The organism is Pseudomonas sp. FG43, assembly GCF_057809175.1.
On the sequence record NZ_JBMDJL010000002.1, the window covers coordinates 168,698 to 194,697 of the forward strand.

The window sequence follows — 26,000 nt, forward strand, 5'->3', positions numbered from 1 at the left end:
TCAGGCACTCCCGGTTTCGGCGCACCGTGCGTGAGCGGGTGCAAAGCGTTGCAGCAGTTCGTCCAGGTTGCTGAACAGCGGCGCACCGCTGGCACGCAGGCGTTCGCTGTTCTGATGGCCGGTCGAAACCAGTACTGGCGACCAGCCCACAGCATTCGCCACCTCGAAGTCGTGCAGCGTATCGCCGACGAACAGGGTTCGTGAGGCAGGTGTGCCCAGGGTTTTCTGCAACACCACGGCCTCGGCTGTCTTGCTGGTAGCCTGGTTATGGCTCAGCCCCACGACATGCTCGAAATAGTCATGCAGACCCTTGGCTTCAAGGGTCTGAACCAGCACATCGCAATGCGACGCCGAGAGAATCGAGACGCCGATACCGGCACGTTTTGCAGCGTCGAGAAACTCGATCACACCCGAGTGCAACGGGCAGTGCGCGACATTTGCGTCGAAGTGCTCCAGGTAACGCTGGACGATGGTGGAGAAAGGCACGCGGTCCAGATCGAAGCCGAGCGCGGCGTAGAAGCCGGCAATCGGAAAGTTGAACCTGGCCCGATACAGGTCAGCGGTAATGGGTGGGACATCGAAATGCTCGCCGCAGCGATTCACGGCGAAGACAGCCAGATCGATATCGTCGATCAGGGTACCGTTCCAGTCGAACACCACATGTTCGATGCCGGAAAAATGCAGGGGATCGTCGATCATTGTCGGGTGTTCCTGGGAAATAGGGCATTGAGTGCGATGCGCGACACAATTGCCGGCGAGTAGAGTCGGCTGGGATCTACCACTAGATTGGTCACACCGATTTGTGTCTCCAGCGCCCGGCGATTGCTCGCCGAGAGCTTGCCAAGCCCGGCGCCGTACCAATGGTCAAAGCGGGTGCGCCAGGTGCGTTCACCGGAGGTTTCCGGGAAGCGGAAATCCTCGGTCGTGGCCATGTTCCATGCACCATCGACCACGCCACACAGCAAACCCTGCAACTGATGGCAACTGAGCGAGCGATCCAGCAGCGCGTCAAGGCGGTTGTCGATGCAGTCGGCTTCCAGTGCGCCAATGGTCATGCCCTGACTGTACAGCGGGTTCATGCTGCTCAGGGCATCACCCACGACCAGCAAACCTTCCGGCCAGTGTTCAAGGCGGTCGTAGTGAGTGCGACGGCTGCCGGGCATCTTGAACGTGAAGACTTCCGACAGCGGTTCGGCTTCGCGGATGACTTCATGGATATCCGGCACCGGCAGGTCGGCCAGGGCTTGCAGAAAGTCGTCCGGATCCTTGCCGGGAAAATGGCCGAACCAGCCACCGGTGGTCACCATCCAGCGATCACCCTCGATGGGGCTGATCACGCCCATCGAGCGTTGTGCCGGGGCCGTTGGCAGCACCAGCAACACTTGCCATTGTTCGGCGAACGCGGGGAGCCGCTTGTAGATGCGCGATGCATAACCCAGCTCGGTCTTGACCAAGCTGTTTTGCACCGTGCCGAAACCGGCCTCTTTCAGCCAGGAGGGCATATGCGTGCCCCGGCCGCTGGCGTCCACCAGCAGATCGCAGGGCAAATGTTGCGCACCCGAACCGTTGTCGATGGTCACGCCGCTTACATGACGTCGGTCTTCGATACCTGCAAACTCGATGCCCGTCACTCGCGTGCCGGAAAGAATATCCACCTGCGGCACAGTCGTCAGGCAACGGCGAAGCTGGTTATCGATGAGCCTGCGGCTGCAATAGTGAGCATGAATGCCGCTGCGGTAACGGTTTTTCCAGCGACCGCCCTGATACCACTTTACATCGTGACCCAGGTCCGCCACCTGGGCACCGTCTTGCTCAAGGGCACTCAGCAGGCCCGGGAAAATGCGCTCGATGATCTGCTTGCCGCGCAACAGCAACAGATGCACGTGATGTTCCTGGGGAAGGCTCTGGCGCGGACCGGTTTCGTCGTAGAAATCACTTTTCTCGATCACGGTGACACGCTCGAAGCGTTTCGCCAGCACCGCAGCGGTCAGGCAGCCGGTCACGCTGCCGCCGATCACCACCGCATGGCCCGAGCGCCGGCCCGATTCAGTTGGGAGAGTAGTCATTGAGCACCTTGGCGATGTAGTGCAGGTCGTCGTCCAGCAGACCCGGATGCAAGGGCACCGTCGTCAGTGAGCGCAGCAACCTGGCGGCGTTGGGGCAATCGCGGTGATAGCGGGTCAGTAACGGCAGTTGATACAGCGGCTGGTTGTCGTACTTGCCTATATCCGACTCGATACCGTGCCGTTGCTGGTAATGCACCAACTGGCGACCGTCATGCCCCACCGATTGCAGTAACAGCGAATAACCGTTCACGACGCCACCGGGGACCACGGGCAGTTCGCGAAACGCCGGGTTGTCGAGCAGGCCCAGAAGCCGCTCGCGGTTGTCCAGACGTTGTTCCAGATGCACACCGAGCTGACGTGACCTGGCCAGGCCAACGGCAGCTTGCAGACCGCCCAGTTTCAGGTTGATGCCCAGAGACTCGCCGGTCAGATTGCCGAAGCGGGTGTAGGCGCGAATCCGCCGTGCCCGCTCATCGTCATCGGTCATCACGAAGCCACCTTCGCCGGTGGAGATGAACTTGCAGTCATGGGTGCTGAAGCAACTGATGTCGCCATGGCGCGCCAGCCATGTTCCGTCCAGACGGGTCATGTGGGCGTGGGCCAGGTCCTGAATCAGCGCGATCCCGGCTTCCTGCGCAAATGCCCAGGTCGCGTCAGAGTTGATCGGATAACCCCACATCGGCACTTCGATCACTGCACAGGTCCGAGGGCTGACACAGCGCCGCATGTCCTGCGGGTCAAGACCGAAACTGTCCGGCGCGACATCGCAGAACACCGGCACAAGCCCCATGGATAGAATCGGCAGTACCGTACAGATCGGTCCGGTCGGGGCGACGATGACTTCATCGCCTGGCTTGAAGTCGACGCCAGACAGCGCCGCCGTCACCGAAGCGGCACCTGACGACACGGCAATCACATGCTTGATGCCGTACAGCGCAGAAAGCGCTGCTTCGTACTCTTCGACAATCGGCGAGGTGCCGGTCAGGCCCGAGTGCAGGGCCCGCTCCAGTTCGTGCAGGTCGTCAGCCGAGTGCAGAGTGCCTTTCTGGGTAATGGTTCGCAGGCTCATGACGACACCTTTATCCCCACCAGATCCCACAGCGCATCGTCTGCGAAGACTCGGTCTACCATTCGCCGGAAGTTGGGAAACATCTTCAACTCAGCCGTTTCCTTATGGCTGAAGAAGCGCGCGTGTTCGACCTCTCTGTCGTCCGGGCAGGCGAGCAGAGGAGTTGCCGTGACATAGATCAGGTCAAGGTGATAGTGCGGCCCGCGCTTGTCGTCGATGTATTCGCACAGTACCCGATACGGTTGATGCAGCACGGTAACATCGGTTTCGACATCGGCGAGTTCTTCGTCGCGCTCGCCGAGCAGTTGGGCGTGTATCCCCGTCTCCTCGAAAATTTCCCTCAGTACTGCGACGTCGGGGGTTTCTCCCTGTTCGATATGGCCACCGGGATACAGCCAGACACCGAGCTTGCGGTGATGCAACAGCAGCATCTTCCGGTCCGGGTTCAAGACGAACCCGGACGCGGTGAAATGCCGATCCAGTTGTGAGCGATCGAGTGGGGCCGTCATTTACGCGGCACCGTACTGATTGATGCGATCTGCCATGTAGTCCAGTTCCGTCTGGGTAATGTCCGGATGAACCGGAATTGTCGTCATGCCCGCCAGCAAGGCCTCAGCGTTTGGACATTCGTTACGGTATTGGGCGAGTGCCGGGAATTCATAGAGCGCCTTGCAACCATAGCGCTTGATGTCGGAAGGGATACCCGCGTCATCGAGATAATCGATAAAAGCACGGTTGTCGGCAAAGTGCAGTTCAAGATTGAGGAAGTAATAGTTCGGCAGACCGCCATCGATGATCTTCTTCTCGCGGACCTTGCTGTGATCCAGCTTGCTGAGGAAGTAGGCCGTGTTCGCACGGCGTTTCTCGATTTGACCGGCCAATGACGCCAGACGGCTACCGCCCAGGGCGGCCGGCAGTGCAGCAAGCTTGTAGTTGAGGCCGAAGTCCTTGCCATTGAGGTTGCCGAAGCGGCTGTAGTCACGGCAGCGCTGGGCCAGTGCATCGTCATCGGTGAGGATGAAACCGCCTTCTCCGGTGGCCAGTGGTTTGCGCTCATGGGTGCTGAAACAGGACAGGTCACCGAACTGCGACAACGGGCGCCCTTGCAGGGTCGTGCCGTGGGAGTGAGCCAGGTCCAGAATCAGCTTGATGCCCAGTTCATGGGTCAGCAGGCGCAGTTCGTCGACTTCAGTCGGATAACCCCACATCGGGATGTCGATGATGGCCTTGGTGTTCGGTGTGATGCGGGCCTTGATCGAGGCTGGATCTGCACCGAAGCCGTGGGCGCGGGTATCGACGAAGATGGGGTTGGCCCCGGCGGCAATGATCGGGTAGATGGTGCACAGCGGGCAGCTCGGTGTCAGCAGGACGTCATCGCCAGGGCCTACGCCGGATGCGTAAATGGCCACGCTGAGCGCCGCGCCGCCTGACGAAACGGCAATGGCGTGCTGCGCCTCGAACCACTCGGCGAGCTTGCTTTCGTATTCGCCGACCACATCGCTGGTGCCCGACAGCGGGCGCTCCAGGGTCAACTTCATGGTCAGCAGGTCGTCGGCATACACCGGGCGATATTTATCTGAAACAGGCTTGTGTGCAGTGGCGGTACTGGAAAGATTGGCTGACATGTTCATGGATTCCGTAACAGGCTATGGGTGGGCTCAAGCGCTAAGGGCAAGGTTTGGTTCGGCTGCGTAGCAGATGCTCTCGATTACCCTGTAAGTCGGGAGCAGGCTCTCGAAGCTCGCCTCATAGGCTGTGTTGGTACGTACGGCGTGGAAGAACTTTTCCAGCTCGCCGAAATAACCGCTGCGCTCATAGCCGGAATCCAGTGGCCCTGGCTGCCACGCCCCACGCCAGCGTTTGGCCGTACCGGTGGCACTGGTGCCGTGCTCCGGTTCGTGCATGGTGATGTTCCACAGGTTGTTGAGTTCCACCATCATCGAGTTCGAGCTGACAATCTTCATGTCGAATTCAAAGTAGGGGAACAGGGTGCCGCTGAGCAGGCTGACGCTGGCACCTGTGCTGAATTGCAGCTCAAGGCTGACCAGCAATGAGTCGCCGTGACGCTGCACCCGGGACTCGATATCACGCAGTTCGCCGCCACCGAAGGTCACGCCCAGGTCGATGGTGTGAATGGCCTGGGCCAGCAGGAAGGAACGCAGTGTCGAATCCAGGCCCCAAAGCGGCGACGTGGGTTTGCTTGCATAGTGGTTGAGCTGAACATGCACGATCTTGCCGAACTGTTCAGTGCTGGTCATCTGACGCAACTGCTGCATGGGCTTGGCGAACTTGAAGTTCATGCCGACGCCGGTAACCACTTTGGCATCGTGACTGGCAGCGATCAGTGCTTCCAGTTCGTCGAGGGTGAAGCAAGGTGGCTTCTCGACAAAGACATGCACGCCCCTGGCCATGGCCTTGAAGGCAAGATCACGATGCGCCTGAGGTGGGCAGGCCATGACGACTGCATCGAGCCCGGGGCAGGCAAGCATCTCGTCGAAGTTGTCAGTGATCATCACGTTGGATACGAAACGATTGATTTCTTCTGCACGTGTTCGGTCGCTGTCGCAGACCGCCACGATACGAATGTCCGGCATTTGTAAAAGTGTGGGCAACAGATTCTCTTTCATCTGTGCGCCGAGACCAACGATACCAACTTTGAGTCCAGTCATAATCATCTCCGTCTTGGAAGAGTTAATGTGTTCATTGGAATTGCGGACAAGCGCGTACACGAATTCCGTAACGGATTGTCTTGCGGACAAACCGAATGAGTTCAGTGTTCATTCAAGTCGTTAGTGCAGGGCGAATGCCCTGGAACATTGAAGTACTCTAAGAGTGAAAGTGACCATCGCTTATGTGCGGCCGCTGTTGCGCAGACTCGCTGGACGCTTGGTTTTTCAGGCCTTGAGAGCGGATCTTGAGGATGTTCAAGAGCCGGGGACGCAACGAAATCACGTTGTTCCGGCTGATATCGGGGAGGGTGAACATTCTTGCGAATTGTTCATGTGTTGCTTTGAACGAAGAACGGCAGTTGTTTTTATGATAAGTATTCATGATACGAATCTTCCGTGATTGCCTTATTCAAGCCTCAACATAATCCGTGTTGAAGCAACTGCGTCAGTGTGTCCTGCTGACTGAGTACGGGGCTGAATCTATATCAGCGCTTTGAGCATGGCAACACGGCATATAGATCGAAAAATCATAAAAAAGATTACGTGAGTTATGCCTTTCGTATTAAGCCTTTTTGGTGGTTTGGTAATGACGCTGATTTATAAGGAAATTTCCGGGCGCGTTTGAGTGTGTTTGCCAAAACTTAATAATGCGGCATTTCGATCACGTCCCCCTTTGCCTGTTCATCAATTTCACGCAACAGTCGATAAACCTGCGCCACAGCCTGCAAAGTGGCGCGTGGAATGAACTGGCCTACGTTTTCACGATACAGGGTTCGTGCCAGCCAGACGAAGCGCACCACCGGCACACCGGCCTTGCGGGCGCGCTCGATGAGTTCGCGGGCATCGGCGTCGCGGCCCTTGCAGATAATGCGCGGCAACGGGGTTTGTTCCGGGCGATAGAAGAGGGCCACGGCAAAGTGGGTCGGGTTGACCAGCAGCATGTCGGCGTCTTCGACCGGTGCCCTGGCAGGCGCGGCGGAGGCAGGCTGTTGAGAGATTTCGTGTGCCAGTGACTTGCGGTGCGACTTCATGTGCGGGTCGCCTTCGGACTCCTTGTACTCCTTGCGGATATCTTCATGGCTCATGCGCTGGCCCTTGATGAAGAAGTACTTCTGCAGGGCGAAGTCCACGATGGCCAGCACCAGCAGCAGACCCAGGCAGATGCGTGACAGGCGTCTGAACAGATCGACCAGTGCTTTCCAGTAGCTGTCCAGATCCGTCTGGGCAAGGCCGATCAGGTCGCCCAGTGACGGCGGCAGGAGCCAATACAGCACGAGGGTGATCATCACGGCCTTGCACAGGCTGTTGAACAGGTTGAACAACTGCCGTGAAGAGAACATCTGCTGGAACTGGTTGATGGGGTTCAGGCGCTCGAAGTCCAGCTTCAGGGCTTCGGTGGCGAACAGCGGGCCGAACTGGACCCAGCCGCCGGCCAGGCGCATGACTGCGGCAACACCCAGGACCGGGAGCATGAACAGCAGCAACTCCAGGCCTGCCTTGGTCATCACCTCTCCAAGGGCGGCGCCGAAGGGCCGATCCAGCTCCATCATGGGCAGCATGATCAGCTCTTTCAGGCGTTCCATGCCGGAATCCACCATGGCCAGGATCATCTCGATCAGGGCCGCGAAAATGAACAGTTTGGGAATATCCTGGCTTTGCCCGACCTGACCTTTCTTGCGTGCGTCGTCGAGCTTTTTCTGCGTGGGTTCTTCTGTTTTTTCGCTCATGGTCCGGCTTCCGGCAGAGGGCGGTCAGGGGATCTGCAACATCAGCGGTAGCAAGTGCGTCAAATCTTTCAGCTCATCCAGACGGCCTTCGCCCAGCCAGGTGAGCATGGGCATGTACAGCACCAGGAAGCCCAGGCCTACGAGGCTCTTGGCGGGCATCGCCAGGGTTGAAACCTGTAGTTGCGGGCTGTAAAGGCTGAGAATCGCCATGCCGAATTCGATCAGCAGCAACAGGCCTACCAGCGGTGCGGCGTACAGCACCATGAAGCGGAACGTGCTGGCGACCAGCTTGAGATAGACCTCGAATCCTTCGGGGCCGGTGACAGGTACCCATTGGGTGGCAGGCCATACCAGATAACTGTCCCACATGATCTGGGTCAGGCTGGCGTAACCGCCACCCAGGATCATCAGCAGGATCATGACCTGCTTGAGCATATGGCCCAGTTCCGAAGTGTTGTCGCCCAGTGCCGGGTTGATCTGGCCGCCCACCAGCGCACCACGCTGGTTGTCGAACAGGCAGCCGATGGACTCGAACAGCCAGAAGGGCATGGCCAGCAACAGGCCCAGCAGCAGGCCGATAATGCTTTCCTTGAGCAGCAGCGACGTCAGGTCCAGCCAATCGAGGCTCTGGCCCGCGAGGGATTCGCGAATGGCGGGCATGGGGAACAGCGCCAGGGCCAGGACGATGGTGTGGCGCAGCATGCCTTTGAGTTCGGTGAATGCGAACGCCGGAATCAGGAACAGGCACGGGTACAGCCGCGCCATGCCCACTGTGAGGGCAATGATCGATTCGCTGACTTCCTTGAACGGGAGCTCGAACATCTCAAGGCCTCGTCTGACCGATCATGTTGAAAGACAGGTAAGCCAGTTGCATGAGTTCGATACCGATCCAGCGTCCGGTCAGCGCCAGTGCCACGCCCACGGCAACCAGCTTGATGGCGAACGGCAGGGTCTGATCCTGCAACTGCATCACGGCCTGCAGCAGCGAGGTGATGACACCGACAATCACCGCCACGATCAGTGCCGGAGCGGAAAGCACTACCACCAGCAACATGGCCTGCTTGAAAAGCGTCAGGGTTTCCATAAAGCCTCGGCGGATCACATGTAGCTGTAGAAGAGCCCATCGAGCAGGCGGGTCCAGCCATCGACCAGCACGAACAGGAGGATTTTCAGCGGCAGCGAAATGGTCATCGGCGCAACCATCTGCATGCCCAGAGCCAGCAGAATGTTCGAGACAATCAGGTCGATGACGATGAACGGGATGTAGATCAGGAAGCCGATCTGAAAACCGGCCTGCAACTCGGACAATACGAAGGCCGGCACGACAAGCAGCAGGTCATCGCGGCTGGCCTGGGACGACATTTCCTTTGGCCACATGCGCTGGGTGTTTTCCAGCAGGTGGGTCTGAATATCCGGATCGATGTTGCGGGTCATGAACAGGCGCAACGGTTCGATCACATGTTTGCCGGCGCTTTCCATGGCGGCAAAGTTATCCAGGCGTTCGGGGAGTTTCTTGACCCGTTGCCCCATTTCATTGAACACCGGCGCCATGATGAACAGCGTGGCCGCCAGGGCAATGCCATACAACGCCATGTTTGGCGGGGCCTGCTGGACACCGATGGCGTTACGGGTAATCAAGAGCACCATGGCGATCTTCAGGAAGGCCGTGCAGATGATCATCAGCAATGGCACCAGTGACAGAGCCCCCAGAAACAGGGCAAGCGTCAGTGGGTTGGCATCCTGGAGATTCACCGCAAGGCTTCCATGCGGGTGATCTGCAGGCCCAGGCGTCCTTCGACATCCACCAGCTCGCCATGCGCCAGCGCACGCTCGCCATGGAACAGCATGGCATGGCCCGGCGCGCAACCGTTGAAGGTCAGCACGGAGCCGACCGACAGCGAACGCAACTGACCCAGGCTCAGTGAGAGATTGCCCGCACGCAGCGTCAGGGCCAGCGCCAGATCGTTGAAGCGCTCCATATCGTCGCTTCCGTCAGCCGTGTTTTCGGCGAAATCTTCGTGTTCCTGCATATGGATATCGTCGAGCAGAATCGGGTTATCGCTGTCGGAAGCCGCAAAGTGGTCGATAGTGGCATTCATGGTGTCTTGCTCCAGTTCGGTAAGGGTGAAGCACAATGCGTTGGCGGACTCCTGGACCAGGCTCAGGCGGCAGGAGCCCAGTTGCAGTATTCCGTGGCCATCGGGGGTAAACAGTGGATGGTCGGGCAGCAGCACATCGCCGGGGCGCAACCCCTTCAACTGCTTGTAGGTCAGGGCCAGATGGCCCAACAGCAGCGGGGTGTTGATGGGCCACGGCCAGGTCTGGCCGATATGAGTGTGCTGCCATTGGCCGCGATCCAGCAGATCGAGCAGGGTGGCGGGTGGCGCGCTCAGCCTGGAGCAGACCCGCAAACCGTTGATGCGCGCTTCCAGCAGGCAGTCCAGCCCTTGTTCATTGGGCTGATCCAGCGGCTGCAATGTGCCGAACAGGTGTTGCAGCTCGGGGCTCAGGTAATGGTTGTAAAGCTGCCAGTACCACTGATGGTCTTCGTTGTTGTCCGATTGCTGCAACAGGGCCGGGCAACTGGATAACAGGCCCAGCAGGGCTTCGGTATTGGTCAGCCGCAAAGGCCCGGACGCACATTCCAGATGACCTTCGTCGACGGTCTGGCCGGGTGTGGGCGCCAGGCGCAAGGCCAGTTGGCCTTTTTGCCGATTGAGCTGGAAAGGCAGGCTCAGACCGGTGCCTATCCGTTGTCGGATCGAAGCTTCGGTGGTGCTGACGGGTCTGAGGGCAAGTGCCTGTGCATTCATTTCAATGACCTGCCTGATCGAGAGTGAGCCTGACGCGACGTCCCAGCCGTTGGCTGAGCCATTCACGGCTGGCTTCGCGGTTTTCCTGACAACGCTGCAAGGCAGCATCACGGGCAAAGCGCAGGGCAATATCCAGCCCGTCGCTGCGCGGGATGACCTGTACCGTCACCTTGCCCAGTTCCGGCAGCTCGAAGATGGCTTCCATCGGTTCCATTTCGTTGCTGGCCAGGTGTTCTTCTATCGGGTTGAGCAGCGAGTCCCACAAGGCTTCAACCGGTGCCGGTGGCAGCGAGGCATTGCTGCCATGCTTTTCGCCATCGCGCCAGCCATCGCTCAGGCCTTGTGGCTGATCGTTGCCCAGCCAGAAGACGTTGTCGTTCGACGCGGTCATCATCTGCTCGAAGAGTTCGCCTTCTTCCAGAGTTTCGTGAGGCACATGTTCGCCGCGCTCGTGCTTGACCGGCGTGGCGGTGTTCTCGGTGTTGCTGGTGCTGTTGCGTGGCTTGGGCGGCTCCTGCGGGCGTGGAGGCGTGGGCTTGTGCGCCACAGGCTTGGTGTTCATGAGGCCTCCCGGGCGAGATCCATCAGGTAGTCGAGTTTTTCAACATCACGCTGGCGTTTGCGCAGTTCCTTGTGGCTGTCATCAGTCCACATTTGCTGCTGGCGGTGCTCGTGCTGAAGGTTGCTCAGATGCTTTTCGCTGCGCTCGATATGCCGGATGGCCTGACGTTCCTGGGCCAGCCAGTCATTCATTTCGCTCAAGGGCAACGGGCGGTTCGCATGCCGATCGCGTTGCTCGATGCGTGACTGGCGATAGGCCTGATGCAATGACTCGATGTCCCTGGTCATTTGATGCAGGCGGGTCTGCAAGTCGTTGAGCACCTGGTTTTGACGTCGCCATGCCTGTTCGGCCAGGGTCAGACGGTGCCGACGGATCGGCGCCAGGATATCGAGGGTCTGGCCAAGGCTGTTCATTTGCGGATCATTGGCCGAATCCAGCAGGTCAAGGTCATCGTGGGACATCAGCAGTTACCTGTATGAGGTGGTCCAGGGTGTCTTCCAGCGACACCGGGTCTCGTAGCGATTGCTGCAGAAAATCCATGATCTGATCGCGCGATTGCACAGCGAAGTCGGTCAGTGGATCGTTCCCCTGTTGGTACTCACCCAGCTTGATCAACATTTCAACTTGCTGATAAGCAGCCAACAGTCTGCGTATCTGTGTGGCACCCTTGACCTGTTCGGTTCCCACCACATTGCTCATCGTTCGACTCAGGCTCGTCAGAATGTCCACGGCCGGGTAATGGCCGCGCTCTGCCAGGCGCCGAGAGAGCACGATATGGCCGTCCAGCAGGGAGCGAACTTCGTCGGCCACCGGGTCGTTCATCGAGTCCTGTTCGATCAGTACCGAGTACAGGGCTGTGATTGCTCCGGTCCGGGTTCTTCCGGCGCGCTCCACCAGACGCGGCAGCAGGCTGTAGACCGAGGGCGGAAGCCCGCCGCGACCGGCCGGCTCGCCACTGGCCAGACCGATTTCCCGCTGGGCCCGTGCAAAACGGGTGAGGGAGTCGATGATCAGCAAGGTCGATTTGCCCTGCTGTCGAAAACCTTCGGCGATGGTCGTGGCAGTGAACGCTGCACGGGCACGCTCCATGCTGCTGCGGTCCGAAGTGGAGCAGACCAGCACGGTTCGCGAGCGCAGTTCTTCGTCCAGTTCGTGGTCGAGAAACTCACGCAATTCACGTCCGCGCTCACCGATCAGGCCAAACACGATTGCCTCGCAGGGCGTGTTGCGCGCCATTTCCGCGAGCAACGTCGTCTTGCCGCAACCGGCACCGGCGAACAGGCCGACCCGCTGGCCTTCGCCAAGGGTCAGGAGCCCGTCTATGGCGCGCAGGCCGGTGGACAACGGCGCTTCGATCCTGGGGCGCTCGGTGGCCGGTGGTGCATCGCGGATGACGGGCTGGGCTCCCGCCGCGCCGGAAAGCGCAAAGGCCGATGGCCCGTCACCGCTCAACGAGCGTCCGAAACCATCCAGGACCGAGCCCAGCAGATATTCACCCACCACCAGACTGTGGGGCTGGAACAGTGGCCGGACCGGCGCACCGATGGCGATGCCGTCCAGCGCTCCGAGTGCCGCGAGCAAGGTGTGCTTGCGGTCGAAGCCCACGATTTCGGCCATCACCTCAGTGCCATCTGCCCGACGGATTTCGCACAAGTCGCCGATGCGTGCCTGAGGCATATGGCTGTGCAAGAGGATGCCGCTGACACCGGCGATACGACCCATGACTTCCACTGGCGCACAACGTTGCAGTCGTTCGCTGTGTTCCTGGCGCCATGTGTTCAGAGGATTCAGGGCTGATTCGCTCACCAGCTCACCTCCACACGCCGTTCACCCTCGAATACCACTTTATGCTCGTTGATATCGACGAAGCGCACGCCATCGACTTCATCGCCCAGGAACAGGCGCCGGCCATCGCTGGTCAGGACACTGGCCAGGCGTGTATTGCTGATCTGAATGATGGTGAAAGGCAGTTCAGCCGTGGCGGCGGGCAGGGCGTTGAGCACTTGCAGCGGGCTTTTGTACTGACGATCGAAGTGCAACAGCATGCGCGAGGTGGACTGCAACAGGTCGTCCTCGTCGAAAGGCCCGTGCAGGAAAATCTTTCCTTCTTCTTCAGCAATGGTGATGCGCTTTTGCAGCTCGCGCTCTTCGAGCATTCTGGTGAGGACTTTCTTTACCTCGGTCGCATCCTTGAGCTCGACTTTGGACGGTTTCAGCGGCGCTGGCGGTGCAGGTTCCTGCTGGTTGACCAGCCAGAACAGCGCGCCCAGAAACACCACCAGTGAACCGGCCAGCAATAAAGGCCCGAGCAGTGAGCGTGGTGCTGCCTTAGGTGCCGGAGCTTCGCGCTCGGCGACCAACTGCACAGGTTCCGGTTCGTACTTCTGTTCGGGCTCTGGGTCGGCAAGAGCGTCTGCAAAAGCTTCGGCAGACGCTTGAGGCTGTTCTTCGTTTTCTTCGTCTTCTTCAGGTGGCCATTCGGTGTTGGCGCTGAGCACTGACAGCCATACGCCATTGAGGGCAAACGGCGTCCCCGGCTCAAGCTGGGTAATGCCTTCTATCTTGTGGCCTTCGCTGTCGGTGACTGGGCCTTCGCTGCTGGCCAGCGACCAGGTGCTGTCCACCAGCCGCAGCATGCAGTGGCTGTCCTTGATGCCGGGATCGTACAGTGAAAGGTCTGCGCCGCTGGATGAGCCGATGCTCCATTGATCGCCGTTCAAGGGCAGTGCCGCGCCCCGATGCAGGCCGGTCAGTACCCGTAGTTCGTAGTGTTTCTTGGTTTCCATAGGGACTCCGTCAGGCTAGCAGGGCTTGTGCTTCATCCAGGTCGATGCGACCCAGGACCTTGACTTGCACCGTGGACAACAACTCGGCGAAAGACAGCACGGGTACGTGGTTGAACTCATCTGCCAGCAGGCTGTGCAAGGGGCTGCGCAAATCCTGTGCAACCAGCAGGACGGCCTTGGGGCTCGATGGCGGGTTCGATTGCAGGGCGAAGGCTTCGCGCAACTGTTCGAGCAGCGCACTGCCCAGCTCGGGCTCAAGGGCAAAGTAGGATTCGTTCTGGGTCTGGCGCAGGGCATCGCGCAGCAATACTTCCGTTTCCGGCGTCACCAGCCAGGTGTGGAGGGTGTTTTCTTCACTGTGTTGATGACAGATCTGCGCCTTGAGGGCGATGCGCACATAGTCGGTCAGGGCATTTAGGTCGCGTTCATGCTGGCCTTGTTCGATCAGGGTTTCGGCAATCGGCCTGACCGAACGCAGGGAAACCAGTTCGGCGGAGAGGCGTTGCAGCACGGCGGCAAAGCGCGCCAGCGGCAAGGTGCGTTGCAGCTCCTGAGCCAGCTCCGGTTGTTCGGATTCCAGCCAACTGAGGATCGCCTTGCTTTCCTGAAGGCCGATGAACTGCGGGCCGGTGGCCTGGAAGGCGCGGCTCATGCGTTCAAGGACAAGTTCATGAGGCCGTATGCCGACGATGTCCTCGTCCTCGAACAGCGGATCGTTGGCATCGACCCAGATCCACTGGGCTTCGTCGCGATCAATCCGTCCGGGGGTGCCGGGCTGGTCTTCCTCGACATCACGAATATCGACGGCTACCTGGGTCAGGGAAATGGTGGCACGGATGAAAGGCACTTCATAAACGCAGAAGCGGAATTCATCGATTTCGCAATTCTCCGTGAACTCTATATCGAAGGAGGGCAGAGTCAGGCCAAAGTTATGAACCAGTGTGTTGCGGCGCTGGCGAATGCCTTGAATCAGCATGTCGAGCTCCATCAAACCCTGATGGCTTGGGTGAAACTGCAACAGGTAAGCCCGCGACGGGTTGAAGCGACGGATATCCTCGCGACCATTGAGTTCGGGCGCGCCATTGCGGGCGGCACCGGCCTGATCCTGATAAAGCTCCTTCTGACGAATCCGCCATAACTGAATCAGCCCGCTGAACAGGCACAGCAGGCTGATGCACGCAAACACCATGGTCGGCATGCCCGGAATCAGACCGAACCCCATCATGCCGATGGAGGCGAACACCCAGGCTTTTGGCTGGCTGGTGAGCTGCTCGGCAATTTCGTGACCGATGTTGGCATCGGCGGTCTGGCTGTCCGGGGCCACACGGGTGATGATCATGCCCGCTGTCAGCGAGATCAGCAGCGCGGGAATCTGTGCGATCAGGCCGTCACCGATGGTCAGTACCGAATACAGGTGCATGGCGTCACCGGCTTCCATGTCGTGTTGCATCACGCCGATGGAAAAACCACCGATCAGGTTGATGAACACGATCACCAGACCGGCGATGGCATCACCCTTCACGAACTTCATCGCGCCATCCATTGCGCCGAACAACTGGCTTTCCTTGGACAGTTGCTCGCGGCGGTGCCGGGCTTCGCGGACGTTGATCAGGTTGGCCCGCAGGTCGCTGTCGATGGACATCTGTTTGCCGGGCATCGCGTCCAGGGTGAAGCGCGCGGCGACTTCCGCAACCCGTTCCGACCCCTTGGTGATCACCAGAAAGTTGACGATGGTCAGAATCAGGAAGATCACCAGACCCACTGCCAGGTTGCCGCCGACCACGAAGCTGCCGAATGCCTCGACGATATGGCCGGCATCCTGTTGCAGCAGAATCAGGCGGGTGGTGGCAATCGACAGGGCCAGGCGAAACATGGTGGTCAGCAGCAACACTGCCGGGAAGGTCGAGAATGCCAGCGGGCGCGGCAGGTACATCGCCAACACGATAAGCAATGAAGAAATACAGATGTTCAGGGCGATCAGCACGTCCACCAGTGCGGTGGGCAAGGGCAGGATCATCATGAACACAATGGCCATGACCATGATCGCACCGACGATTTCCGTGCGCCTCATCACCGCCAGCGCGAGGTTGTTGAGTGCATGGATGATGCGAATCATTGGATGGTTCTCCCGGCGTCTTCAATGCCCATGGCCTTGCGTTCCTGGCGAGACAATTCATCCATGAGGCCCTGCAACAGGCGCAGGCCGTTCTGACGGGTTTTCAGGTCCTTCCACAACGGCAGAGGCAGGTTTTGCAGCAGCGGGTACAGGCCGTTGAAGAACAGTGGTTGCAGGTTGGGCGTGCGACCAATGGTTTCTTCGGCCAGCAGCGTCAGGTCGCGGGCGAAGAAGCCGTTGCCACAGAAACGCAATACCCGCTTGCTCATGCCCAGTGCGGTCATGCTGCTGCCCGGAGACTTCTTGGCCAGACGTTCAAGCAGCGCCAGGCAGGTTTTCAGCAGGTTGTTCAACTGACCGCTGGCACCCAGGCCACGCAGCATCGAGCGCAGCACACCGCCCGGCAGCGACGGGGCGAGGGCGGCGATGTCGTCGGCCAATGCCCGTTGCAAGGTGCGCAGGCCGCGGGCGAACTGGTCTTCGTTGAAGCGTTCGAGCAAGGCTTCCAGCAGGGTTGCCAGAGGCTGCTGACCGACGATTGCCTTGTAATAAAGCTGACGCATCAGGCTGCGCTGTTGGGGGTCGCTGCTGAACAGGGCAATGGCGCTGGCGGTGTTCAAGCCGGCGCGAATCTTGTCGCCGTGTGTCAGACGCAGCTCTTCAAGCATTGTCTGAGCCTGGTCGTGACTGGCTTCGTTGCTTTCGGCAACGGATATGCGCACCACCTGTTGCAACAGAATGTCGGCCCGCGCCGGGTCGTTGTCGGCCATTTTCAGCAGGTCAGGCATCGAGCTGCCTTGCTGCATCATCTGGATCTGCATTCGCCTGGCCTGTTGCTCAAGGCTGGGTTGCTCGCTGTTATCGAGCAGGCGGTACATCTCGGCCAGTTTCTCGATGCGTTCTATACGTTGCGAGCTGCCTGATTCACGAACATGCCGTTCGTCCAGTCCCTTGCTGTGGCGCTCCACGCTTTCGCTGAACTTCATCGCCACTTCTTCCATGGAATCGAGCAACGGATTCTTGGGAGCGAAGGACTTCGACATCTCCTGGACGGGGGGGCGAGGGAACGGCTCCAGTTCAGCGGGCCGCATATCTTGGAAGGAGTTGATTTTCATGGGCTGCGCTATCGCCTCGGAACATGTGTTTCCTGAGTGGCGTTTAAGCGCAACCGGTTCCTGCCATCTGATGCTTTGAAAGCTGTGCCAGTTCTTGCACGGGCTTTGTGTCGAGAATGCAACAAATGGCACAAAGCCACTACTTTTGAGAGTGCAAGTCCTTATAAATCAATGACTTGAAAATAATAAATAGTTGGTACATTCGCTGCTCTCCCTATCTGGCCACTACCGGCAAAAGTTACTTATGGATATGGAGATACAACCGTGGAAGTCAAAGGCATGCAGCGCGAAGGGAAAGTCATCGGTGTTATCGCACTGGACTTGGGTGGCCTTGCTAAAAGCAGCGAGAAAAAGCTGAGAGGTTTCATCGGTAAGCGCGTATTCAATCAGGCGGATGTCGATGACCTGATGCAGATGACGTATCTGGAAGCCTGGCGCAATCAACACAAGTATCTGGGCACCTCCCGCCCTGAAACCTGGTTGTTCGGGATTGCAGCCAATCTGGTGAGGAACCATTTCAAAACGTTTTACAACCAGCCTCAGTGCATGGAACTGACCGACTCCGAACTGGAAAACCTGGAGCAGGGCCATGACCCAAGCCTGATCAGCGATTTCCAGCGCACCCTGGGCCGTACCCTTGAAGCTATCGAAGAACTCTCGGTGGACATGCGCACCGTCATTCAACTGGTGGTCGATTCGGACATCAGTTATCAGGATGCCGCGCGTCATCTGGACATCCCGATTGGCACCATCCGCTCACGATTGGCCCGTGCTCGTGGACAGCTCAAAACCAGCGTTTATTCCAAGGAGATTCACTAATGAACAGTTTTGTCCCTAAACCCGAGCTGCCACGTCTGCCACGCGGTATTCGCGAGTTCACTGAAGACGATCTCGAAGCGATGATGAACATCTTCAACGAAACGGCTGGCAGCGGTGCCAACTCGCCGGTTACCCGGCCGATGACCTACGAAGAAGTGAAGTTCTACGTCAACCTCTACAAGCGTGACGGCTTGCCTGTCTACGTTTACGAGCGTCGTGGTGAAGTGCTGGGCTGGTTGTCGATTAACCGCTTCAGTTGGGGAACCCAGGCCTGCTACAGAACCGGGGAAACGGCCATCTACGTGCGCGGCGACCATTTCGGCAGTGGCATTGGCGTGTTGCTCTGTAAAGCGACGGTCATCCTGGGCCAGCAGGCCGGGCTTGAGAACCTGGTGGCCTGGATCATGGCGGCCAACACGCCCAGCCAGAAGATCGTTACAGCGGTTGGCGCGCATCTGTGGGCTCGCCTGCCCAACATCGCCCGCTTCGGTGAGCAGCGCTCCGACGTTCTGCTGTTTGGCCTGCCATTGGGGCAATCGCTGAACGTGCCGGTGCGGATCAATGTCTCGGAGGCTGTCTGATTCGCCAGCGTTGAAAAAAGGGTATGCACTGGTTAAAGGTGCATACCGTGTTCTCTACCGCACGACCGTTATAACGGTCGATGCGGTGCTGATTCTGGCCAGGACCGGTTTCCGGTCCCGGCAAGCTGACACAAGGTTATCGTTGTGGTTTTCAAAAAAAACGGCGCGGCCCTTTCAGGTCGCGCCGCTCTTTTTTGTGGACGCCGGTCAGACGATAGGCTGGTCGCTCCACTCACCGTTGACCAGACGCTTCAGGCCCAGCGGGTTAGCGTTCTGCAGGGCTGGAGGCAACAGGCTGTCAGCCTGGTTCTGATAGCAGATCGGGCGCAGGAAGCGATCGATGGCCAGGCTGCCCACCGAGGTGCCGCGTGCATCGGAAGTCGCCGGGTAAGGACCGCCGTGGACCATGGCATCGCAGACTTCGACGCCAGTCGGGTAGCCATTGATCAGAATGCGACCGACTTTCTCTTCCAGCAAAGGCAGCAGCCAGTTGTATTTGCTCAGGTCTGACTGTTCGCCGATCAGGGTCGCAGTGAGCTGCCCACGCAAGGCCAGCAGGGCTTTCTTCAGTTCGGCATCGTCAGCGACTTCGATCACCAGCGTGGTCGGGCCGAAAACTTCTTCCTGCAACAGTTCGTCACCGTTGAGCAGCAGGCTGACATCAGCCTTGAACAGTTGTGCTTGAGCCTGCTTGCCTTCTTGCGGCTTGCCTGCCAGGTGAGTGACGCCCGGGTGCTCCAGCAAGTGCTGGACACCTTTGCTGTAGCTGCGCAGACCGCCAGCGTTGAGCATGGTTTGCGGGGCCTGACCGCCCATGTGCTCGGTCAGTTGCTCAAGGAAGGCCGAGAAGGTCGCAGAGCGCAGACCGATTACCACGCCTGGGTTGGTGCAGAACTGGCCGGCACCCATTACCACGGAAGCGGCCAGGTCCTTGGCCACGGTTTCGCCGCGTGCTGTCAGGGCTTCCGGCAGCAGGACCACCGGATTGATGCTCGACATTTCAGCGAAGACCGGAATCGGTTGTGGACGCTCGGCGGCCATCTTGCTCAGCGCATTACCGCCGCCCAGAGAACCGGTGAAACCGACAGCCTGAATGGCAGGGTGCTTGACCAGTCCTTCACCGACGCCATTGCCGAAGATCATGTTGAACACACCTTTTGGCATATGGGTGCGTTCTGCTGCGCGAATAATTGCACTGCCCACCAGATCGGCGGTGGCCATGTGGCCGCTGTGAGCCTTGAAGACCACCGGGCAACCGGCTGCCAGCGCAGCAGCGGTATCACCACCGGCGGTGGAGAAGGCCAGCGGGAAGTTGCTGGCGCCGAACACTGCGACCGGGCCTACTCCGATGCGGTACTGGCGCAGGTCCACACGTGGCAGAGGCTTGCGGTCCGGCAGCGGCAGGTCGATACGGGCACCGAGGTAATCGCCACGACGCAGGACCTTGGCGAACAGACGCATCTGACCGCTGGTACGACCGCGCTCACCCTGGATACGCGCTTGAGGCAGAGCGGTTTCCTGGCAGACGATAGCGACGAAATCATCGCCCAGTTGATCGATCTCGTCAGCGATGGCTTCAAGAAACTCGGCGCGACGGGCCGGGCTCAGTTGACGGAATTCGGGGAAGGCCTCTTTGGCAGCCAGGGCAGCGGCATCGATTTCGCCGTCGGTGGCCTGGAAGAAGCTGTACGGCAGTTCTTCACCTGTCGTGGCGTCGAGGCTTTTCTGCTGGGTCTGACCAAGGGCGCTGCGGCCGCCAGCGATAAAGTTGTGGCCGAGAATGTTAGGCATCGGTATCTCCTGTTGTTTTGACGTTGGAGGCCGGTCCGGATAAATGTGGACCGGTGCTCCTTATGGGTTGCCGAATCTATGAGGTCAGCAGTCATCGTACAACTTGGTCGGCAGCATATGCAACTGCCAAAGCAGGATAGCGGCAGGAACGAATCGCTTACCCGCGAAGCGTATCCAGCACCTTGCGCAATGCCTTGCTTACCGGTTTGTCCTGACGCAACACGATGCCCAGTGTACGGCTCAGCCCCGGTGTCAGGGAATGAACCTGCAACCCGCGCCGATGATGGGTTGCCGCCACCGACATACGGGGCACGATGCTGTAACCCAGACCCGCCGCGACCATTTCCTTGATGGCCTCGATGCTGCCCAGCTCCATGACCGGTTTGATGCGGATTCCCGCTTGCAGGTACCACTCATTAATAAGCAGGCGGGTGCTGCTGCCGGCTTCAAACACCACCAGCGGGTAATCGCTGAGTGCCTGGGGTGTGAAGGCTTCGGGCAATAGCTCTTGCTGGCTGGCGAAAATCGCCACGAATTCATCTTCCAGCAGCGGTGTGACTTCCAGGCTACGGCCTGAAGCGGGCAGGGTGACCAGAGCGAGGTCCAGGCGGTTCTCTTCCACGGCCTTGAGGATACCGTCGGTATTGCCGGTGCTGACTCGCACGTCCAGATCCGGAAAGCGTTGTCGCAGGTTTTGCAGCATGGGCGGCAGCAGGTGAATGCAGGCGGTTGCCCCGGTGCCGATGGCGATTTGTCCGGCTATGCCATGGGCATGGCTGGAAAGCTCCAGCATGGCTTCTTCGACCACCGCATCGATTCGCGAGGCATGTTCCAGCAAGGTGCTGCCTGCCGAGGTAGGTTTGATGCGCTTGCCCACCCGCTCGATCAGGCGCAGGTTCAGATGTTCTTCCAGTTGCCGCACTTGCAGGCTGACCGCCGGTTGGGTCAGGTTCAGGCGTTCGGCTGCCGCCGAGAAGCTGCCGTGAGCAATAACCAGCGAGAAGGTATGCAGATGGTTGAGGTTCAGTCGGCGCATGGCAAAGTTTTACTTATGCTGAGGATGAATGATCATAGCTTTGTTTATGGGTTGCCGCGCTGCATCATTGCTCTCATTCAATAGCACCCGCCAAAGAGTCTTCAAGATGAACGATGCCCTGATCCTGCGTGACGCCCGCGACGATGATATGCCCATGGTCCAGGCGATCTATGCCGAGCATGTGCTGGAGGGGATTTCCAGCTTTGAGCTGGAGCCGCCGAGCCTGGAGGAAATGCTGCGTCGGCGCGCCGAAGTGCTCGCCAAGGGGTTGCCTTATCGGGTTGCCGAGCGCCTGGGTGAAGTAGTGGGGTATGGCTATGTCACGCCTTATCGGCCACGTCCGGGCTACCGGTTTACTGTGGAAGACTCGGTTTATGTGCGCAGTGGCATGGGTGGCCTGGGCATCGGCCAGGCGCTGCTCGCAGAACTGGTCGAGCACTGCGTACAAGGTGGCTGGCGGCAGATGATCGCCGTTATCGGTAACAGCGAGAATACCGCGTCGATCCGCCTGCATGAGCGGTTGGGGTTTCATCGGGTAGGCGTCTTCGAGTCGGTGGGCTTCAAGCACGGACGCTGGGTCGATACCGTGTTGATGCAGCGGGCCTTGGGCGACGGTTCGCTCAGTACGCCTGAACCTGTTGTGTGAAACCGGGTGAACGGCACGGGCTTGCCCCGGCATGCGGTGTTACGACTGGGCGTTGCACAGTTGATCAATTGGGGTGTGACCTTTTACCTGCCAGGGGCTTTTGGCAACGCCATTGCCCATGATCTGGGCTGGAGCGGGCAGCGGGTCTTTGCCGGACTATCAGTCGCGATGCTGGTCATGGGGCTGGTTTCTCCGCTGGTTGCCCGCCTGATCCAGCGTCTGGGCGCTCGGCAGGTGATGCAGGCGGGGGCGCTGCTCAACGCGATGGGGTGCTGTGGCCTGGCGTTGTGCCAGAGCCCGACGTTGTATTTCATGGCCTGGTGCATCCTTGGCGTCGGGATGCGTTTGTCCCTTTACGATGCGCTGTTTGCGGTTCTGGCCGGATTGCTGGCTGCCAGGGCCCGTCCGCTGATGATGCAGATCACTTTACTGGGCGGCCTGGCTTCAGCGGTGTTCTGGCCCTTGGGGCATTACTTGCAGGACGTTTTTGGCTGGCGCAGTGCGTTTGGGGTGTATGCCGCTCTGGCGCTGTTCAGCGGGCTGTTGGCGAGCGGGCTGCCGGACGCCCGTACAGGTTTTGTACAAGAGCGTGTCGAATCCGGCGAGCCGCCCATTGCCACGCCTTGTCTGCCGCAGATTGGTTATGCCTTGAGCATGATGTTGATCGGCTTCATGTCTGCCGGTCTGTCGGCGCACTTGCCAGCGATGCTGGCGGGGTTCGGTGTGCCGCTGGGGCTGGTGGCCTTGTGGGGAATCGGGCAGACCAGCGCCCGCTTGTTGCAGGTGCTGCTGGGGCAATCCATGTCGGCGTTGCGTTTGAATGTCTGGGTGGGTGCCGGTCTTGCGCTGTGCTTTGCCATGGCGCTCATGAGCCAGGGACGAGTCTGGCTGGCCTGTCTGTTCATCTTTGGCTATGGGGCCATGAACGGCCTGTGTACCTTGCTGCGTGCCAGCCTGCCGTTCGAGCTTTTTGCCCATGCCCGCTACACCCAGCTGCAGGGCAGGCTGCTGGCACCGGCTTTTCTGTGTGCGGCGGGCGCACCCTGGTTCTACGCTCTGGTGCGTGAAACTTCGGGGGATCGCGGGCTGGTATTGCTTTCGTTGGCCATCAGTCTGCTGGTGTGGGGCTTGGCGATGGTTCTGCGGCGCCACGCTCAAGTGCTTGTCGGTTGATAGACTATTTGCATATTTATATAGAAGTTAAATGAATTTATAGAATGTTTTGTCCGGTGATATGGTTTTAACCAATTGCTGGATCCATGAGAAAGGTTATTAAAACCTCTCGGTGAAGGCCATCACCGTTTTCATTCTCAAGGAACGACCCGCATGTCCGCTTTTGATTCTTTAACCCGTCGCCGCTTGCTGGGATGGGCCAGCGCCGTTCTGGCCAGTCCTTTGTTGCTGTCGTTGCCGCGTTCCGGCTGGGCAGTGGACGAGCATGCCGGGCATCTGAGTCATCCGGATATCGAGCCTGCCGGCACTGGAGACTTCATTCGTCTGGCCGAGCCGCGAGCACTCAAGCTGGCGGTCAACCTCAACGCGGTCTGCCTGGCGCCAGTGGTCATCGCCCATGGCCAGGGTTTCTTCAAGAAGCACAATCTGGATGTGGAACTGGTCAACTTCGGTAACTCCACCGAAGTGCTGCTCGAAGCCATTGCAACCGGCAAGGCTGATGCCGGTGTCGGCATGGCGCTGCGCTGGCTCAAGGCGCTGGAGCAGGGCTTCGACGTCAAGCTGACGGCTGGCACTCATGGAGGTTGTCTGCGTCTGCTCAGTGCCGCCAACAGCCCGATCAACAAGCTGGAGGACCTCAAGGGCAAGGCCATCGGTGTGACCGACATGGCCAGCCCTGACCGCAATTTCTTCTCGGTGCTGCTCAAGAAACATGGCGTCGACCCGGTGCGGGATGTGGACTGGCGGCTGTATCCGGCAGACCTGCTGGGCACGGCGCTGGAGCGGGGAGAGGTTCAGGCGACCCTTTCATGTATCGCCTGATCAATGCAGGCAAGGCCCGGGAGCTGTCCACCAACCTGGTTGAGGAGTATGCCAACCTGAGCTGCTGCGTGGTGGGTGTGACCGGCAAGCTGGTACGTGAGGACAAGCGCGTAGTGGCGGCCCTGACCCAGGCGATTCTTGAAGCTCATGATTACGCCGTGAAAAATCCCGAAGTGGTCGCCAAGGGGTTCCAGGCCCACGCCTTGAACACTTCGGTCGAAGAAGTTCAGGCGATCCTTCACGACCACACTCACGGGCATCACGCTGTCGGCGCAGCTTTAACCAAGGAAATCCAGACCTACGTCACGGACCTGAAAACCGTTGAAGTGATCCGTCAGAGCACCGATGCCGTTGAGTTCTCCAAGGAGATTACCGCCGATGTCTTCAGTTGAGGCTACCACGCTGGCGACTGACGAATCCCGTCAGGCTTTCGGGTTCTGGAAGCTGGGCGCAGTGGCTGTTTTTGCCTGGATCGTTGTCGCCGCATTGACCCTGTATCTGCCCAATGCCACCCGCAAATGGCCGATGACCGAAGGCTTGGCGAATCTGTGTCTGGTAATTGCACTGTTGGTCCTGCTGGTCGGTATTGCCGGGCGCTGGTCTGAAGGATTGGCTCGCCGGGCTCAGGCGGCCGGACCATGGCTGATTGCATTGCCGGTCCTGCTGGGTATCTGGGAAGTGCTCACTGCCAAGCTGGGTCTGCTGCCTGTGCCATTTTTTGCACCACCGCAGGCCTTGCTGGATGTGTACGTCGAAGACTGGCCGCGTCTGCTGGAAAGTCTGCTGCATTCGGCTCTGTTGCTGGGCACCGGCGTGGCGCTGGGAGCCGTGACAGGTTTTATCGCCGGGGTCGCCATCGGCTGGTCGAGCAGCATTGGCTACTGGCTGCATCCGGTCCTGCGCATTCTGGGTCCGGTGCCTTCCACAGCCCTGTTGCCACTGTGCTTCTTTCTGTTCCCCACCAGTTGGAGCGCCAGTGTGTTCCTGATTGCACTGGCCACCTGGTTTCCGGTGACTGTGTTGACCTGGTCGGGTGTTGCCAGTGTCGACAAGGCCTACTACGACGTGGCGCGCACGCTGGGTGCCAAACCGGGTTTCCTGATCTTCAACGTGGCGATCCCGGCTGCCTTGCCCCATGTGTTCGTCGGGCTGTTCATGGGCCTGGGCGCGTCTTTCTCGACTTTGGTGGTGGCCGAAATGATGGGCGTCAAATCCGGGATCGGCTGGTACCTGCAATGGGCGCAGGGCTGGGCGGCTTACGCGAATATGTATGCTGCGCTGCTGATCATGGCGCTGGCGTGTTCTGGCCTGATCACGGCGTTGTTTCTGATCCGTGACCGTCTGCTGGCCTGGCAACAAGGAACCATGAAATGGTAGCTACAGCTCAGGCTTCAAACCCTTCATCGCAAGCCGGGCTTGCGTTGCGTATCGATAACCTCAGCCATGGGTTTGCGCTGGATGGCCAGCGTTTGCCGGTGCTGGACAAGGTTTCGCTGGATGTCGCCCCTGGCGAATTCGTTGCATTGCTCGGGCCTTCCGGGTGCGGCAAGTCCACCCTGTTGCGATTGGTGGCCGGGCTTGAACCTGCCGATTCCGGTGCCTTGCTGGCCGATGGCGTCCCCATCGGCGGCCCGGATCCTTCCCGGGTCGTGGTATTTCAGGACCCGACCCTTTATCCCTGGCGTCGGGTATGGGACAACGTGGCGCTGGGGCTGCAAGCTCAGGGCTTGCTGAAAACCCATTCGTCCAAGGTCGATGCGGCGTTGGCCAAGGTCGGGCTCAGTCAGTTCGGGCGGGCTTATCCAAGGCAATTGTCCGGGGGTATGGCGCAACGGGTGGCACTCGCGCGGGCCCTGGTCAATGAGCCACGGTTGCTGATTCTCGACGAGCCGCTGGGCAAGCTTGATTCTCTGACCCGAATTGCCATGCAGCAGGAACTGATCGATCTCTGGCAACGCCAGGGCTATACCGCGCTGCTGGTGACTCACGATGTCGAAGAGGCGTTGCTGCTGGCCAATCGGGTGATCGTTTTCAGCGACCGGCCAGCCAGTATCAAGGCGCAGTTGACCATCGAACGCCCTTATCCACGTCATCGTGACGATCCTTACCTCGTTGACTTGCGTCGTCAGATCCTCGGCCTGCTCGGGCTGGGAGAACGGTGGTAGACGATAGTCGGTGGCGCCACGGGATTGCGGCCTGTGACCTGAGT

The 26,000-nt window shown here is 59.4% G+C and carries 25 protein-coding genes and 1 pseudogene; 7 read left to right on the forward strand and 19 right to left on the reverse strand.

All coding sequences use genetic code 11. From position 1 onward, the window contains the following. The 17 genes from ACODS3_RS03575 to sctW form a co-directional block, all read right to left on the reverse strand. The gene (locus tag ACODS3_RS03575) at nt 1–699 is read right to left on the reverse strand and encodes an HAD family hydrolase (RefSeq protein ID WP_201017758.1); all 699 of its coding nucleotides are present in this window, start codon (nt 697–699) and stop codon (nt 1–3) included. Then, entirely contained in the window at nt 696–2,066 is a 1,371-nt protein-coding gene (locus tag ACODS3_RS03580) for an FAD-dependent oxidoreductase (protein ID WP_489033294.1), read from the reverse strand. Before ACODS3_RS03580 ends, ACODS3_RS03575 begins: the two co-directional genes overlap by 4 nt. Then, complete coding sequence (locus tag ACODS3_RS03585) at nt 2,047–3,135, reverse strand: DegT/DnrJ/EryC1/StrS family aminotransferase (protein ID WP_489033295.1); 1,089 nt, start codon at nt 3,133–3,135, stop codon at nt 2,047–2,049. The genes ACODS3_RS03580 and ACODS3_RS03585 overlap by 20 nt, the downstream gene beginning before the upstream one ends. Beyond that, complete coding sequence (locus ACODS3_RS03590; protein ID WP_201003191.1) at nt 3,132–3,644, reverse strand: NUDIX hydrolase; 513 nt, start codon at nt 3,642–3,644, stop codon at nt 3,132–3,134. Before ACODS3_RS03590 ends, ACODS3_RS03585 begins: the two co-directional genes overlap by 4 nt. Then, nucleotides 3,645–4,760, reverse strand: a complete 1,116-nt coding sequence (locus ACODS3_RS03595) for a DegT/DnrJ/EryC1/StrS family aminotransferase (RefSeq protein ID WP_201017755.1) — start codon at nt 4,758–4,760, stop codon at nt 3,645–3,647. A gap of 33 nt (nt 4,761–4,793) precedes the next feature. Next, the gene (locus ACODS3_RS03600) at nt 4,794–5,804 is read right to left on the reverse strand and encodes a Gfo/Idh/MocA family protein (protein WP_201017754.1); all 1,011 of its coding nucleotides are present in this window, start codon (nt 5,802–5,804) and stop codon (nt 4,794–4,796) included. Between the two features lie 641 nt (nt 5,805–6,445). Continuing rightward, nucleotides 6,446–7,531: a type III secretion system export apparatus subunit SctU gene (gene sctU, locus ACODS3_RS03605; RefSeq protein ID WP_201017753.1), complete on the reverse strand. Its 1,086-nt coding sequence runs from the start codon at nt 7,529–7,531 to the stop codon at nt 6,446–6,448. Nucleotides 7,532–7,555: 24 nt separating this feature from the next. Then, complete coding sequence (sctT, locus tag ACODS3_RS03610; protein WP_201003183.1) at nt 7,556–8,353, reverse strand: type III secretion system export apparatus subunit SctT; 798 nt, start codon at nt 8,351–8,353, stop codon at nt 7,556–7,558. A gap of 1 nt (nt 8,354) precedes the next feature. Further along, nucleotides 8,355–8,615: a type III secretion system export apparatus subunit SctS gene (sctS, locus tag ACODS3_RS03615; protein WP_025259563.1), complete on the reverse strand. Its 261-nt coding sequence runs from the start codon at nt 8,613–8,615 to the stop codon at nt 8,355–8,357. Between the two features lie 14 nt (nt 8,616–8,629). Beyond that, the gene (gene sctR, locus ACODS3_RS03620) at nt 8,630–9,283 is read right to left on the reverse strand and encodes a type III secretion system export apparatus subunit SctR (protein WP_117165055.1); all 654 of its coding nucleotides are present in this window, start codon (nt 9,281–9,283) and stop codon (nt 8,630–8,632) included. Next, nucleotides 9,280–10,344: a type III secretion system cytoplasmic ring protein SctQ gene (sctQ, locus tag ACODS3_RS03625; protein ID WP_201017752.1), complete on the reverse strand. Its 1,065-nt coding sequence runs from the start codon at nt 10,342–10,344 to the stop codon at nt 9,280–9,282. The genes sctR and sctQ overlap by 4 nt, the downstream gene beginning before the upstream one ends. Before the next feature lies 1 nt (nt 10,345). Further along, complete coding sequence (locus tag ACODS3_RS03630; protein ID WP_201017751.1) at nt 10,346–10,906, reverse strand: type III secretion system HrpP C-terminal domain-containing protein; 561 nt, start codon at nt 10,904–10,906, stop codon at nt 10,346–10,348. Beyond that, nucleotides 10,903–11,367 carry a type III secretion protein gene (locus ACODS3_RS03635; protein ID WP_201017750.1) on the reverse strand — a complete coding sequence of 155 codons (465 nt, stop codon included), beginning with the start codon at nt 11,365–11,367 and terminating at the stop codon, nt 10,903–10,905. The genes ACODS3_RS03630 and ACODS3_RS03635 overlap by 4 nt, the downstream gene beginning before the upstream one ends. After that, on the reverse strand, nt 11,354–12,712 hold the full coding sequence (locus ACODS3_RS03640) for a FliI/YscN family ATPase (protein WP_304573863.1): 1,359 nt from the start codon (nt 12,710–12,712) through the stop codon (nt 11,354–11,356). The genes ACODS3_RS03635 and ACODS3_RS03640 overlap by 14 nt, the downstream gene beginning before the upstream one ends. Further along, entirely contained in the window at nt 12,709–13,692 is a 984-nt protein-coding gene (locus tag ACODS3_RS03645; RefSeq protein WP_201017749.1) for an FHA domain-containing protein, read from the reverse strand. The genes ACODS3_RS03640 and ACODS3_RS03645 overlap by 4 nt, the downstream gene beginning before the upstream one ends. A gap of 10 nt (nt 13,693–13,702) precedes the next feature. After that, nucleotides 13,703–15,808, reverse strand: coding sequence for a type III secretion system export apparatus subunit SctV (gene sctV / locus ACODS3_RS03650; protein ID WP_201003173.1), 2,106 nt, complete (start codon nt 15,806–15,808; stop codon nt 13,703–13,705). After that, nucleotides 15,805–16,851: a type III secretion system gatekeeper subunit SctW gene (gene sctW / locus ACODS3_RS03655; RefSeq protein ID WP_489033296.1), complete on the reverse strand. Its 1,047-nt coding sequence runs from the start codon at nt 16,849–16,851 to the stop codon at nt 15,805–15,807. Before sctW ends, sctV begins: the two co-directional genes overlap by 4 nt. A 336-nt stretch (nt 16,852–17,187) precedes the next feature. On the opposite strand from sctW, the gene ACODS3_RS03660 reads away from it, so the two are divergent. Both ACODS3_RS03660 and ACODS3_RS03665 read left to right on the forward strand, forming a co-directional pair. Then, complete coding sequence (locus ACODS3_RS03660; protein ID WP_201017746.1) at nt 17,188–17,742, forward strand: RNA polymerase sigma factor; 555 nt, start codon at nt 17,188–17,190, stop codon at nt 17,740–17,742. Beyond that, complete coding sequence (locus ACODS3_RS03665; protein WP_201003167.1) at nt 17,742–18,323, forward strand: GNAT family N-acetyltransferase; 582 nt, start codon at nt 17,742–17,744, stop codon at nt 18,321–18,323. Before ACODS3_RS03660 ends, ACODS3_RS03665 begins: the two co-directional genes overlap by 1 nt. Nucleotides 18,324–18,530: 207 nt before the next feature. Here ACODS3_RS03665 and ACODS3_RS03670 read toward each other — a convergent pair whose 3' ends face one another. Both ACODS3_RS03670 and ACODS3_RS03675 read right to left on the reverse strand, forming a co-directional pair. Next, on the reverse strand, nt 18,531–20,114 hold the full coding sequence (locus ACODS3_RS03670) for an aldehyde dehydrogenase (NADP(+)) (RefSeq protein WP_201017745.1): 1,584 nt from the start codon (nt 20,112–20,114) through the stop codon (nt 18,531–18,533). 157 nt (nt 20,115–20,271) lie between these two features. Next, nucleotides 20,272–21,150 carry a LysR family transcriptional regulator gene (locus tag ACODS3_RS03675; protein ID WP_201017744.1) on the reverse strand — a complete coding sequence of 293 codons (879 nt, stop codon included), beginning with the start codon at nt 21,148–21,150 and terminating at the stop codon, nt 20,272–20,274. Nucleotides 21,151–21,256: 106 nt separating this feature from the next. Here ACODS3_RS03675 and ACODS3_RS03680 point away from each other — a divergent pair, with 106 nt between their 5' ends. From ACODS3_RS03680 to ACODS3_RS03700, 5 genes and pseudogenes are all read left to right on the forward strand, one after another. Continuing rightward, complete coding sequence (locus tag ACODS3_RS03680; RefSeq protein ID WP_201017743.1) at nt 21,257–21,796, forward strand: GNAT family N-acetyltransferase; 540 nt, start codon at nt 21,257–21,259, stop codon at nt 21,794–21,796. 6 nt (nt 21,797–21,802) lie between these two features. Then, nucleotides 21,803–22,969, forward strand: a complete 1,167-nt coding sequence (locus tag ACODS3_RS03685) for an MFS transporter (protein ID WP_304573867.1) — start codon at nt 21,803–21,805, stop codon at nt 22,967–22,969. A 153-nt stretch (nt 22,970–23,122) separates the two neighbouring features. Next, nucleotides 23,123–24,183, forward strand: a pseudogene (locus ACODS3_RS03690) (ABC transporter substrate-binding protein). Beyond that, nucleotides 24,170–25,168 (forward strand): ABC transporter permease, encoded by a 999-nt coding sequence (locus ACODS3_RS03695; protein WP_201017741.1) that lies wholly within the window; start codon nt 24,170–24,172, stop codon nt 25,166–25,168. Before ACODS3_RS03690 ends, ACODS3_RS03695 begins: the two are co-directional and overlap by 14 nt. Further along, nucleotides 25,162–25,956 carry an ABC transporter ATP-binding protein gene (locus ACODS3_RS03700; protein WP_201017740.1) on the forward strand — a complete coding sequence of 265 codons (795 nt, stop codon included), beginning with the start codon at nt 25,162–25,164 and terminating at the stop codon, nt 25,954–25,956. The genes ACODS3_RS03695 and ACODS3_RS03700 overlap by 7 nt, the downstream gene beginning before the upstream one ends. Nucleotides 25,957–26,000 lie beyond the last annotated feature (44 nt).